Consider the following 12,943-nt stretch of genomic DNA (forward strand, 5'->3'; position numbering starts at 1 on the left):
ATCATAGCAAAGGACGATTCATGGAAGATAGCAAGAAGGGCTCCGGGATGACCGCCGAGAAGAGCAAGGCGCTGGCCGCCGCGCTTGCCCAGATCGAGAAGCAGTTCGGCAAGGGCTCGATCATGCGCATGGGCGACGGCGAGGCGACCGAAAACATCCAGGTCGTGTCCACGGGCTCGCTCGGTCTCGATATCGCGCTGGGCGTCGGCGGCCTGCCGCGCGGCCGGGTCGTCGAGATCTACGGTCCGGAATCGTCCGGTAAAACCACGCTCACGCTGCAGGTCATCGCCGAACTGCAGAAGATCGGCGGCACCGCGGCGTTCATCGACGCCGAGCACGCGCTCGACGTTCAATATGCCGCGAAGCTCGGCGTGAACGTGCCGGAGCTGCTGATCTCGCAGCCGGACACCGGCGAGCAGGCGCTCGAAATCACCGACGCACTGGTGCGCTCGGGCTCGATCGACATGATCGTCATCGACTCGGTCGCGGCGCTCGTGCCGAAGGCCGAAATCGAAGGCGAGATGGGCGATTCGCTGCCGGGTCTGCAGGCCCGCCTGATGTCGCAGGCGCTGCGCAAGCTGACCGGCACGATCAAGCGCACGAACTGCCTCGTGATCTTCATCAACCAGATCCGGATGAAGATCGGCGTGATGTTCGGCAACCCGGAAACCACGACGGGCGGCAATGCGCTCAAGTTCTACTCGTCGGTGCGTCTGGACATTCGCCGGATCGGCTCGATCAAGAAGAACGACGAGGTGATCGGCAACGAAACCCGCGTGAAGGTCGTCAAGAACAAGGTGTCGCCGCCGTTCCGCGAAGCGATCTTCGACATCCTGTACGGCGAAGGCATCTCGCGTCAGGGCGAAATCATCGATCTCGGCGTGCAGGCGAAGATTGTCGACAAGGCCGGCGCCTGGTACAGCTACAACGGCGAGAAGATCGGTCAGGGCAAGGACAACGCGCGTGAATTCCTGCGCGAGAATCCGGAAATCGCGCTCGAGATCGAGAACCGCATTCGCGAATCGCTCGGCGTTGCCGCCATGCCGGATGGTGTCGGCCACGACGAAGCCGAGGCGATGGACGAAGAAGAGTGATGGTCGGGCGCCGAGGTCAGGCTGGCGAACCGGAAGAGAGCGACGCGCCCGAAGCGGCGGGTCGCTCCGGCCGGCGAGCGGGATCCTCGGGCGCCAACCGGCGGCCTGCAGGCAGCGATGCCGCAGGCCGCACCGCGACGAGGGCATCCGACGATGCCCTCGTTTCGTTTGAGATTGCCGCGCCGGACGATCCGTTCGACGACGACGAATCGTTCGATGCGCACGACCGCTCCCGTCGGCGTGTTTCCGGCGTCAGTTTTCCGGGCGATCGTGCATCCGGTGCGGCGTCGCCGGCCAGGGAAGACGTCTATACGCGCAGCAGCCAGCATCCGCGCCGCACGCGCCGCGCGTCCGGCACTTCCGCCGGCGCTTCGTCCGGCGATGCGCCGGGCACGGGCGAGCGCAAATCGTCGAAGCCGCCGCGGTCGTTGAAGGGCCGCGCGCTCGGCTATCTGTCCAGGCGCGAATACAGCCGCGCGGAACTCGCACGCAAGCTCGCACCCTACGCCGGCGAAGACGAATCCATCGAGCCGGTGCTCGATGCACTCGAAAAGGAAGGCTGGCTGTCCGACGCGCGCTTTGCCGAGAGCCTCGTGCATCGCCGCGGGTCGCGTGTCGGCGTCGCGCGCATCGTCAGCGAACTGAAGCGCCATGCGGTCGGCGACACGCTCGTCGAAGAGGTGAGTACCCAGCTTCGCGAGACCGAATGGGCGCGTGCGCAGGCCGTCTGGCGCAAGAAATTCGGTGCACTGCCGCAAACGCCGGCCGAGCGTGCGAAGCAGGCGCGCTTTCTGGCCGCGCGCGGCTTCTCGAGCGCGACCATCGTGAAGTTGCTGAAGGTCGGCGACGATTTCCCGATCGACGACTGAGCAGGCCGATCGCGCGCGTGGCGCGCGATTTTGCTGCAATGCAACCGCTTCCGGACAGGCGGGAATACCCGCCGTCGCGTCAAACTGTCTCAAATACCCAATATGCTAAAATTCATGGGTTTTCCTCTTCGGCCTCAACCTCCAGCATGCCGCTATCCGAGCCCGTGCCCCGTCAGTTGCGACATCGACGCGCAATCCGAGCGGAAGCTTACGAGCGCGGCGACGGCTTGTGGGATATCGAAGCCTGCCTGACCGACCACAAGCCGCGCGATGTCGCGCTTGCGTCGGGCATCCGGCCCCAGGGCCTGCCGATCCACGAACTCTGGCTGCGCGTGACTATCGATCGTGAACTCAATGTCGTCGACGCCGAAGCGTCTTCGGAATGGGTGCCCTATCCCGGTCAGTGTCAATCCGCTCCTCCCGCCTATCGGGCCCTCATCGGGCTCAATCTCTTCCGCCATTTCCGCCGCGATGCGAACCGGCTTCTCGCCGGCGTCGCAGGCTGTTCCCATCTCACCGAACTGTGCGCCGTGCTGCCGACCGCAGCGATCCAGGCGTTCGCCGGTGACGTGTGGAACGTGCGCGAGGAGGGCGGTGAAGGGCCGGATCATGACGGCGTGCATGCCGAACCGCCTTTCCAGCTCGGCCGCTGCCGGGCGCTGCGGTTCGACGGCGAGGTCGTGCGGCAGTACTACCCGCGCTGGTATGGCGCGAGCCGGCCGGACCTGCCCGGTGAGGGCAGCACGAAGGAATGAACGGAAATCATTCGAAGAAGCGTCTTAAGCGACTTTTCATCCAACTCTCAGACTGAAGGGAATCACGCATGAAGATTCACGAGTACCAGGGTAAGGAAATCCTGCGGAAATTCGGAGTCGCGGTACCGCGCGGCAAGCCGGCGTTCTCGGTGGACGAAGCCGTCAAGGTGGCGGAAGAGCTGGGCGGCCCGGTTTGGGTCGTGAAGGCCCAGATTCACGCGGGTGGCCGCGGCAAGGGCGGCGGCGTGAAGGTGGCGAAGTCGATCGAGCAGGTCCGCGAATACGCGAACCAGATCCTCGGCATGCAGCTCGTCACGCACCAGACCGGTCCGGAAGGCCAGAAGGTCAACCGTCTGATGATCGAAGAAGGCGCCGACATCAAGCAGGAACTGTATGTCAGCCTCGTCGTCGATCGCGTGTCGCAAAAGATCGTCCTGATGGGTTCGAGCGAAGGCGGCATGGACATCGAGGAAGTGGCCGAGAAGCACCCGGAACTGATCCACAAGGTCATCGTGGAGCCGTCGACCGGTCTGCTCGACGCCCAGGCCGACGATCTCGCCGCGAAGATCGGCGTGCCGGCTGCTTCGATTCCGCAAGCACGCGCGATCCTGCAAGGCCTGTACAAGGCATTCTGGGAAACCGACGCGTCGCTGGCTGAAATCAACCCGCTGAACGTCTCCGGCAACGGCACGGTCACCGCACTCGACGCGAAGTTCAACTTCGACTCGAACGCGCTGTTCCGCCACCCGGAAATCGTCGCGTACCGCGATCTGGACGAAGAAGATCCGGCTGAAATCGAAGCGTCGAAGTTCGACCTCGCGTACATCTCGCTCGACGGCAACATCGGCTGTCTCGTGAACGGCGCAGGCCTCGCGATGGCGACGATGGACACCATCAAGCTGTTCGGCGGCGAACCGGCGAACTTCCTGGACGTCGGCGGCGGCGCAACGACCGAGAAGGTCACGGAAGCGTTCAAGCTGATGCTGAAGAACCCGGATCTGAAGGCGATCCTCGTGAACATCTTCGGCGGCATCATGCGCTGCGACGTGATCGCGGAAGGCGTGATCGCCGGTTCGAAGGCCGTGAACCTGAACGTGCCGCTCGTCGTGCGCATGAAGGGCACGAACGAGGACCTCGGCAAGAAGATGCTGGCCGACTCGGGCCTGCCGATCATCTCGGCGGACAGCATGGAAGAAGCCGCGCAGAAGGTGGTCGCGGCTGCCGCAGGCAAGTAAGCGCGCGCTCAATGAACACGCATGGCGGCGCGGTCAGCTCGCGACGCCAATCGAACAGAGGTCAAAATACATGTCGATTCTGATCAACAAGGACACGAAGGTCATCACGCAGGGCATTACCGGCAAGACCGGTCAGTTCCATACGCGCGCCTGCCGTGAATACGCAAACGGCCGCGAAGCATTCGTCGCGGGCGTGAACCCGAAGAAGGCCGGCGAAGATTTCGAAGGCATTCCGATCTACGCAAGCGTCAAGGAAGCGAAGGCGGAAACCGGCGCGACCGTGTCGGTCATCTACGTTCCGCCGGCAGGTGCAGCCGCTGCGATCTGGGAAGCGGTCGAAGCCGACCTCGATCTCGCGATCTGCATCACGGAAGGCATCCCCGTGCGCGACATGATCGAAGTGAAGGACCGCATGCGTCGCGAAGGCCGCAAGACGCTGCTGCTCGGGCCGAACTGCCCGGGCACGATCACGCCGGACGAACTGAAGATCGGCATCATGCCGGGTCACATCCACCGCAAGGGCCGCATCGGCGTCGTGTCGCGTTCGGGCACGCTGACGTATGAAGCCGTTGCGCAGCTGACGGCACTCGGCCTCGGCCAGTCGTCGGCAGTCGGCATCGGCGGCGACCCGATCAACGGTCTGAAGCACATCGACGTCATGAAGATGTTCAACGACGATCCGGATACGGATGCGGTCGTGATGATCGGCGAAATCGGCGGTCCGGACGAAGCCAATGCGGCCGAGTGGATCAAGGACAACATGAAGAAGCCGGTCGTCGGCTTCATCGCCGGTGTCACGGCGCCTCCGGGCAAGCGCATGGGCCACGCCGGCGCGCTGATCTCGGGCGGTGCGGATACGGCCGAGGCGAAGCTGGAAATCATGGAAGCGTGCGGCATCACCGTCACGCGCAACCCGTCGGAAATGGGTCGCCTGCTGAAAAAGGCGCTGTAATATTTCCGCTGGTTTCGTCCTGCAGAAAACGCCGGCTTTGCCGGCGTTTTTTGTTATGCTCGCGCAATGATTTTGTAAGCGCCGGGCATGTATCACGCATGTGCCGGCGATGAACCAGGTCGCCCGCCGGGCGGCCGCTGTCCTGCCTGTCACCGCCATGCTCGAATTCCTGACGTCGCTGCACTGGGGCGCCGTTCTCCAGATCGTCATCATCGATATCCTGCTCGGCGGCGACAACGCGGTCGTGATCGCGCTCGCTTGCCGCAACCTGCCGGCCAACCAGCGGCTGCGCGGCGTCATCTGGGGCACCGCGGGGGCGATCCTGCTGCGCATCGCGCTGATCACGTTCGCGGTCGCGCTGCTCGACGTGCCGTTCCTGAAACTCGGCGGCGGGCTGCTCCTGCTGTGGATCGGCATCAAGCTGATGGCGCCGGCCGCCGACGCGCACGATCACATCAAGCCGGCCGACCGCCTGTGGGATGCCGTGAAGACGATCGTGATCGCCGATGCGGTGATGAGCCTCGACAACGTGATCGCGATCGCCGGCGCGGCCGAGCAGGCCGATCCGTCGCACCGGATCGCGCTCGTGATCTTCGGGCTCGTCGTCAGCGTGCCGATCATCGTGTGGGGCAGCACGCTGGTGCTGAAGCTGCTCGACCGCTTTCCGATCGTCGTCACGTTCGGCGCGGCGCTGCTCGGCTGGATCGCGGGCGGGCTGATCGTGAACGACCCGGTCGGCGATCGCTGGCCGGAGCTCGATACGCCCACGGCGCTCTATGGCGCGAGCATCGCGGGCGCGCTGTTCGTCGTGGCGATCGGCTCCGCGCTGAGGCGGCGCGGCGACGCACCGCACGCGCGCTGACACTGGCCATCCGGCCGACTGCCGGATTCGGGGCCCGCTGGCTACGATCGAGACGCCTGCCTTCATCGGCAGGCGTTTTTCGTTTCCGGAGCCTGCCATGTTCGAAGCCTTTTCCGTTTCCCTGTTCCGTCGCGTCGTCGCCGATCTGCGGCGCGCGAACCGGCCAGTGCCGCGCTGGCGGCCGGCCGGCTTCACGCTGATCGAACTGATGATCGTGCTGGCGATCGTCGGCGTCGTCGCGGCCTATGCGATTCCCGCGTACCAGGATTACCTGGCGCGTTCGCGCGTCGGCGAGGGGCTGGCGCTCGCGTCGTCCGCGCGGCTCGCGGTTGCCGACAACGCCGCGAGCGGCGCGAGCCTCGACGGCGGGTACAACCCGCCGACTGCAACCCGCAACGTCGAATCCGTCGCGATCGACGGCGAGACCGGTCAGATCACGGTTGCGTTCACCGCCCGCGTCGCCGCGGCCGGCGCGAATACGCTGGTGCTCGTGCCGTCGGCGCCCGACAAGGCCGACGCGCCTTCCGCGCGCGTACCCCTCAAAAAGGGCGCGATGCAGGCTGGAGCGATCGCGTGGGAATGCTTCGCCGCCGGCAAGGATGCGTCGTCGCTGCCGGCGCCGGGCGCCGGGCCGCTGCCGGGCGACGCCGCGACGCTGCCCGCGAAATACGCGCCGGCCGAGTGCCGCGCGTAGGGCCGACGGCGGTGAGGCGCGGCGCGCACGGCTCGCCGGCTGGCGCTTCGGTCGACCGGGGCGCCAGCCGGGAGTCGCGTCGCGGTGCGACGGCACCGCACAGAGTAGGGAAAGTTTTGTATAGTGCGCCGGTTGCTGACATCCGGTTCGCTCATGCCTTCTACTTTTTCCCGTTCGTTGCCGCTCGTTGCGCTGGCTGTCGCCCTGATCGTGCCGTACGCGATCACGAATCACACGTATCCGATCCCGACCTTCTATTCCGAGTTTTCCGCGCTGGTGCTGTATCTGCTGGTGGGCGTGTCCGTCATGCTGCTCGCGCGCACGGGGCGTCCGGCCGAGCCGTTTGCCGCACCGGCGGCGTTCCTCGCGCCGCTCGGGTTCGCCGTGGTGCTGGTCGCGCAGGTCGCGCTGATCCCGCTCAAGGTGCCGTCGATGAACTGGCTGGCGGTTGGCTATCTGGCGGCCGCGCTGGTCGCGATGCAGGCCGGCTATGCACTGGCGCGCGACGGGCTGGCCGAGGCCGTGTCGCGGATGATGGCCGGCGCGCTGCTCATCGGCGGCGTGTTCGCGGTCGGCACCCAGATCGCGCAGCTGTTTCACCTCGAATCGGTTTTGACGCCGTTCGTCGTGATGTACAACGTCGCGGTCGATCGCCGCCCGTACGGCAACATGGCACAGGCGAACCACCTGGCCAGCTACATCGCGTTCGCGCTCGCGGGCGCGCTGTATCTCGTGCAGACGCGTCGGCTCGCGGTATGGGCGTGGTTCGCGCTGTCGGTCGTGCTGTCGGTCGGTCTCGCGCTGACGGTGTCGCGCGGGCCGTGGCTGCAGGTCGCGGTGACGGTCGTCGCGGGCTTCTGGATGGCGCGGCTCGAATCGCGCCGCGCGCCGGGCAATGCGCGCGCTTGGCTGATACCGGTCGTGCTCGCGCTCATGTTCGTCGTGGTGAACGTCGCGGTGCGCTGGGCCAACCTGCACTATCACCTGAATCTCGCGGAATCGGCGGCCGACCGGATGCGCGACGCAGGGCAGATCGCGCCTCGCCTCGCATTGTGGAAGTACGGGCTTGCGATGTTCCGCGAGCATCCGCTGCTCGGCGTCGGCTGGGGCGAATTCCCGTCGCACCAGTTCGCGCTCGTGCGCGCGCTCGGCGGCGTCGAGATCGCCAACAACTCGCACGACATCTTCATCGACCTGCTCGCGAAGTCCGGGCTCGTCGGCCTGGGCGTGCTCGTCGTCACGCTCGTGATGTGGTTCGTGCGCGCGCTGCGCGCGCCGCAGTCGAGCATGCGCGTGTTCGGTTTCGCGCTGATCGGCATCGTGCTGATGCATGCGCTGGTCGAGTATCCGCAGCAGTACATGTTCTTCCTGTTGCCGGCGATGTTCGTGATCGGCCTGCTCGACGTGAAGCCGTTGCGCTTGCTGCCGGGGCGCGCGGCGTTCGGGCTGTTCGCGGTGCTGTCGGTCGGCGGCGTGCTGGCGGCGGTGCCCGTGCTGCGCGACTACCAGCGCGCGGAAGTGTTGTATTACGGCAGCGATCCGGCCGCGCAATATCGCGACGCGCCGTCGCTGCTGTTCGGCGCCTGGGGCAATTACGGCGCGGCGACGCTGCTGCCGCTTTCGCCGGACGACCTGCCGGCCAAGCTCGCCGCGCACGAGCGTGCGATCGCGCTGCTGCCCGGCGAGACGGTGCTGCGCCGCTATGCGGTGCTGCAGGCGCTGGCGGGCCGCCAGGCCGACGCGCTCGATACCGTCGCGCGCCTGCACGTGTTTGCGAAGGAACTGAAGGACTGGCCGCAACAGCTGGCGTCGCTGTACAGGCTGTGCGACCAGCAGCCGGCACTGAAGACGTTCAAGGCGGCCGTCGTCGCGAAGTACGGCGAGGTGCCGGACGACGCGGCTGACGATACGGACGACGACGATTCGGATTGACGCGCGCGGCGTTTGCCGGAGCGGGCCTGCCGGCGTTCGCGGTTTCGCGATGAAGCGGGCGCGCGTGTCGGGCCATGCAGCCCGGCGAGAATCCGGCCCGGCAGCGATTACCTCGTGGTTTGCGCGGATTCCGGCCGAATGTGCGGCGATTCGCGTCAACCATTGTCAAATCGCCGCCATGTATCGAAGGGCGCGTGCACAATGCGCGCAAGCGCTCGCGGGCCGGCCCGCATGAGGTCCGGCCGGCGCACGTACAGGCAACACCCCGGCCATCCGGGGAAGTCGCTACGCAGGATCGCGGCCGGGCATCGATCGGCCGTGCGGCCGTAACGGGGCGCCGGTCCGATGGCCGCGGCGCGGTGTGACGCATGCGATGCGTACCGGGCAATGTTCTCCGGTGCGCGGCGCGATCGTCCGAAACAGTGCTGAAGCACGATATTCGACCATGGCCATTCGCCCGACCTACCTGATCCTGCCAGCCGTCGCGATGCTGTTTTCCGGCTGCGCGATGCTGTCGTCGTCGCAGGAAAGCAAGCTGACCTGCCACATTCCGCGCGCCGTCTATCCGGACACCGCGAAGCCGCTCACGCGCCAGGCGACCGTGCTGGTGCGCGCGCTGATGACGACGTCCGGCGAAGCGCAGAACGTCACCGTGACGACGAGCAGCCGCAATGCGGCGGCCGATCGTGCGGCCGTCGACGCAATGACGCACGCGACCTGCGTGCAGACGGGCGCGACCGCGAACCCGTTCCTGCTGACCCAGCCGTTCATATTCGAGCCGCAGCGCGGCGAATGACGTGCGGGCGGCGCGCCGTCCGGCTTCGTTCCCGGCCAGCCGCGCCAGCGGGCGTCGCCGTCGACAGTCGTTGCGGCGCGCGCCCGACGTTCAGCGCTTCGGCATCAGGTCCGCGCCGCGGCAAGCCGGCTCGGCCGTCGTACTCAGCCCGAGCAGCGTGAACCCGTTGCGTTCCTGGCGAATCAGCGCATAGTGCCGCGCAATCGTGTCCCCGGTCGTGCCCGTCAGGTCGAGTTCGACCTGAAAGCGGTCCTTGCTGTCGGAGCAGCTGCGCACCGGGCCGTACGCGAACCCGATACCGGATACCTTGCTGGCCTTGTCGAATGCCTGCCGGCCTTTCTGCGCGGCGGCGGCGGTGGCGGGCTCGCTCCATTCGCGCGCCTGCGCATCGTCGACCTTCAGCCATTCGTCGACGAAATCGCGGCCGTTGACGGCGACGGGCTGTACGCGCTGCACGGCGCCGCCGTCGACGCGATAGCGGAAGATGCCCGGCCGCGTCATCACCTCGGTGTCCCTCGAGCTGACCATCATGCGCACCTCGAAGCCGTCGGGGCGCACCTTGAACCGGATCGGGTTTTCGTCGATCACGTAGTCGTTCGCGGAATGGAACAGCGTGCGTTGCGCGGTCGAGCCGTTGGCCGGCGCGATCACGTCCGCGCCGAACTGGCTCCAGCGCGACGCGCACCACGGCGTGCCGTGGACGACCGCGACCTGCCCGCCGGGCAGCGCGGAGAACCAGAAACCGCTGCCGTACGCGCCGTCGATGTCCTTGTAGTCGTCGGCCTGCCAGCGCAGCACGCGCCGCCAGCCGCCGCTTTCCCACGCGTAGGCGGTCAGCAGGTTGTCGTCGCCGCATTCGATGTCGAAGCCGGCGCGCACGAAGATCAGCGGGCGCGACGTGCCGCTGCGTTCGACTTCGATCTCGGGATTGCGGCCGAACGCCGATTCGCCGTCTTTCGGCTGGACGGGCCGGGCCGGCACGCCGAGCGCGGCCGCGAGCGTGCGTTTCAGCACGGCCGGGTCGGCCTGTTCGTCGCTGCACGCGAGCCGCGCATCGATCGCGCCGACGAGCGCCTGCTTGTACGCACGCAGTGCGTCGCGCAGTGGCGGAGAAATGGGGACGCCGCCGCCGTCGCTCTGCGGATTGCGGATCTTCTGTACGCGGTGCTGCGCGTCGATGGCCGCGCGCGCGGCGGTGTCGGCGGCGGGGCAGGCGCCGGCGGCCGAAGCGGCGACCGGCAGCAGGGAGAGCGCGCACAGCAGCGGTGCGGCGTATTTCAGCGCGGGATTCTTCATTGTTGTGACTGTTCTTGTGGTTTTCTATCGTTCGAACGGGCAATCGTTACGGCCGACGTTGCTCCGTGAGTGGCCGCCGTCGCGGCCGCTGGCGTTCAACCCGCCACGTCTTCAGCTTTCCAGTCCCCCGACTTCCCGCCGCGTTTCTCGCGCACGCTCACGTCGGTGATCACCATTCCGCGATCGACGGCCTTGCACATGTCGTAGACGGTCAGCAGCCCGACCTGCACGGCGGTCAGGGCTTCCATTTCGACGCCGGTCCGCCCGAACGTCTCGACCTGCACGACGCAGTGCACGCCCGGCAGCGCGTCGTCGAGTTCGAAGTCGACGGCCACGCGCGTCAGTGCGAGCGGGTGGCACAGCGGGATGAGGTCGGCCGTGCGCTTGGCGCCCTGGATCGCGGCGATGCGTGCGACGCCGAGTACGTCGCCTTTCTTGGCCTTGCCGTCGCGGATGAGCGCGAACGTGGCCGGCAGCATCCGGATCGTGCCGCGCGCGATCGCGATGCGCCGGGTTTCCTGCTTGTCGCCGACGTCGACCATGTGCGCATGGCCGGCGGCATCGAAATGGGTGAGTCCTGACATGTCGTGCTCCGTTGCAACGGGCGCCTATCATAGCAGCGGCGTCCGCGTTGACGGGGGCGCAGACGACGCCCGTGCGACACGGGACAGTCGCCGCGCCGCCGGTACAATGACCCGAATATTCAGACCAAACGCCGCGATGCGCGCCCGGCGCGCGGACGGCGTCGTTTTCATCCTGCCATGCGTGTCAAACAGTTGCTTGCCGTGTCGCTGTCGGCGGTGCTCGCATTGCCGCCGAGCAGCCATGCGCAGCGTGCGTCCGCGCCGCCGCTCGAGCCGGGGGCCGGTGGCGCGCCGTCGATTTCCACCGTGCCGTCCGGCATCGCGACCGGCGTGTTCGGCACGTACGGCGGCGCGGAGAGCCGGTTGTCGGGCGCGGGCGGCGCGTCGGCGCCGGCCGCGAGCCTGCGCGCGCCGCTTCGCGCGCTCGAACTGCCCGATCTCGGCGACGGTTCCGGCGGCTCGCTGACGCCCCGGGCCGAGCGTCAGCTCGGCGAGCGCGTGATGCGCGAGGTGCGGCGCGATCCCGACTATCTCGACGACTGGCTCGTGCGCGACTATCTGAACGCGATGGCGGCGCGGCTCGCGGCCGCGGCCGCCGCGCGCTTCATCGGCGGCTATATGCCGGATTTCGACCTGTTCCCGGTGCGCGATTCGCAGATCAACGCGTTCTCGATGCCGGGCGGTTTCATCGGGATCAACAGCGGGCTCGTCGTCACGACGCAGACGGAGTCGGAGCTCGCGTCGGTGGTCGGCCACGAGATGGGCCACGTGCTGCAGCGGCACATCGCGCGGATGATCGGCGCGAGCGAGAAGACCGGCTATACGGCGCTCGCGACGATGCTGCTCGGCGTGCTGGCCGGCGTGCTCGCGAGAAGCGGCGACCTCGGCAGCGCGATCGCGGTGGGCGGGCAGGCCTACGCGGTGGACAATCAGTTGCGTTTCTCGCGGTCGGCCGAGCGCGAGGCCGATCGCGTCGGTTTCCAGCTGCTCGCGGGCGCGGGCTACGATCCTTACGGGATGCCGGGCTTCTTCGAACGGCTCGACCGCGCGTCGATGGGCGATGCGGGCGTGCCGGCCTATGCGCGCACGCACCCGCTGACCGGCGAACGGATCGCCGACATGGAGGATCGCGCGCGCCGCGCGCCTTACCGGCAGCCGCGCCAGTCGGCCGAGTACGGCTTCGTGCGCGCCCGGCTGCGCGTCCTGCAGAATCGCGCGCCGACCGACATCGCGGCCGAGGCGCGCCGGATGCAGTTCGAGATCGACGATCGCACGGCGCCGAACGTCGCGGCGAACTGGTACGGCATCGCGCTCGCGAGCGCGCAGCTCGGCGAATACGACGCGGCCGGCAAGGCGCTCGCGTCGGCGCGCACCGCGTTCGAGGCGCGCGAGCGGCGCGAGGACGATCCGGCGACGAGTTCGCCGAGCCTCGACGTGCTGGCCGCCGAGATCGCGCGCCGCGCGGGGCGGACCGACGACGCGGTGCGGCTCGCGGCGCTCGCGCAGCGGCGCTGGCCGGCGTCGCACGCGGCGATCGTCGCGCACCTGCAGGCGTTGGTCGCCGCGCGCCGCTTCGCCGAAGCGCAGGCGCTCGCCCGCGCGCAGGCGAAGGCCGATCCCGAGCAGCCGGACTGGTGGGACTATCTCGCGAAGGCGAGCGACGGCAAGGGCGACGTGCTCGCGCGGCGCCGGGCGCTCGCGGAGAAACTCGCGCTCGACGGCGCCTGGCCGTCGGCCATTCGCCAGCTGAAGGAAGCGCGCGACACGAAGGACGTCTCGTTCTACGAGCAGTCGATCATCGGCGCGCGGCTGCTGGAATTCGAGGCGCGTTACAAGGAGGAGCGCGACGACGAGAAGAACGGCCGCGGGTAGCG

The 12,943-nt window shown here is 67.7% G+C and carries 12 protein-coding genes; 10 read left to right on the forward strand and 2 right to left on the reverse strand.

The window, feature by feature from the left end; translation table 11 throughout:
* The first annotated feature begins 20 nt into the window (after positions 1-20).
* The 9 genes from recA to GQ56_RS0132200 all read left to right on the forward strand — a co-directional run bounded on the left by recA (position 21) and on the right by GQ56_RS0132200 (position 9,189).
* On the forward strand, positions 21-1,094 hold the full coding sequence (recA, locus tag GQ56_RS0132160) for a recombinase RecA (RefSeq protein ID WP_031402563.1): 1,074 nt from the start codon (positions 21-23) through the stop codon (positions 1,092-1,094).
* A complete protein-coding gene (gene recX / locus GQ56_RS0132165; protein WP_031402564.1) occupies positions 1,094-1,963 on the forward strand; it encodes a recombination regulator RecX in 870 nt (289 codons plus the stop codon). The genes recA and recX overlap by 1 nt, the downstream gene beginning before the upstream one ends.
* A gap of 146 nt (positions 1,964-2,109) precedes the next feature.
* On the forward strand, positions 2,110-2,718 hold the full coding sequence (locus GQ56_RS0132170) for a DUF2889 domain-containing protein (protein ID WP_031402565.1): 609 nt from the start codon (positions 2,110-2,112) through the stop codon (positions 2,716-2,718).
* Positions 2,719-2,786: 68 nt separating this feature from the next.
* Positions 2,787-3,953 carry an ADP-forming succinate--CoA ligase subunit beta gene (sucC, locus tag GQ56_RS0132175; protein WP_031402566.1) on the forward strand — a complete coding sequence of 389 codons (1,167 nt, stop codon included), beginning with the start codon at positions 2,787-2,789 and terminating at the stop codon, positions 3,951-3,953.
* 70 nt (positions 3,954-4,023) lie between these two features.
* On the forward strand, positions 4,024-4,905 hold the full coding sequence (gene sucD, locus GQ56_RS0132180) for a succinate--CoA ligase subunit alpha (protein ID WP_006477916.1): 882 nt from the start codon (positions 4,024-4,026) through the stop codon (positions 4,903-4,905).
* 157 nt (positions 4,906-5,062) lie between these two features.
* Positions 5,063-5,767, forward strand: coding sequence for a TerC family protein (locus GQ56_RS0132185; RefSeq protein ID WP_031402567.1), 705 nt, complete (start codon positions 5,063-5,065; stop codon positions 5,765-5,767).
* Positions 5,768-5,864: 97 nt separating this feature from the next.
* Positions 5,865-6,461, forward strand: coding sequence for a pilin (locus GQ56_RS0132190; protein ID WP_031402568.1), 597 nt, complete (start codon positions 5,865-5,867; stop codon positions 6,459-6,461).
* 153 nt (positions 6,462-6,614) lie between these two features.
* Positions 6,615-8,393 (forward strand): PglL family O-oligosaccharyltransferase, encoded by a 1,779-nt coding sequence (locus GQ56_RS0132195; protein ID WP_031402569.1) that lies wholly within the window; start codon positions 6,615-6,617, stop codon positions 8,391-8,393.
* A gap of 445 nt (positions 8,394-8,838) precedes the next feature.
* Entirely contained in the window at positions 8,839-9,189 is a 351-nt protein-coding gene (locus GQ56_RS0132200) for a TonB family protein (protein ID WP_031402570.1), read from the forward strand.
* Between the two features lie 90 nt (positions 9,190-9,279).
* On the opposite strand, the gene GQ56_RS0132205 is transcribed toward GQ56_RS0132200, so the two are convergent.
* Together GQ56_RS0132205 and moaC are read right to left on the reverse strand one after the other, a co-directional pair.
* Positions 9,280-10,485 carry a hypothetical protein gene (locus GQ56_RS0132205; RefSeq protein WP_031402571.1) on the reverse strand — a complete coding sequence of 402 codons (1,206 nt, stop codon included), beginning with the start codon at positions 10,483-10,485 and terminating at the stop codon, positions 9,280-9,282.
* 95 nt (positions 10,486-10,580) lie between these two features.
* On the reverse strand, positions 10,581-11,069 hold the full coding sequence (gene moaC, locus GQ56_RS0132210) for a cyclic pyranopterin monophosphate synthase MoaC (RefSeq protein ID WP_031402572.1): 489 nt from the start codon (positions 11,067-11,069) through the stop codon (positions 10,581-10,583).
* A 177-nt stretch (positions 11,070-11,246) separates the two neighbouring features.
* Between moaC and GQ56_RS0132215 the strand changes: the two genes are divergently transcribed.
* Positions 11,247-12,941 (forward strand): M48 family metalloprotease, encoded by a 1,695-nt coding sequence (locus GQ56_RS0132215; RefSeq protein ID WP_031402573.1) that lies wholly within the window; start codon positions 11,247-11,249, stop codon positions 12,939-12,941.
* Positions 12,942-12,943 lie beyond the last annotated feature (2 nt).

The organism is Burkholderia paludis, from assembly GCF_000732615.1.
GTDB classification, from domain to species: Bacteria; Pseudomonadota; Gammaproteobacteria; order Burkholderiales; family Burkholderiaceae; genus Burkholderia; species Burkholderia paludis.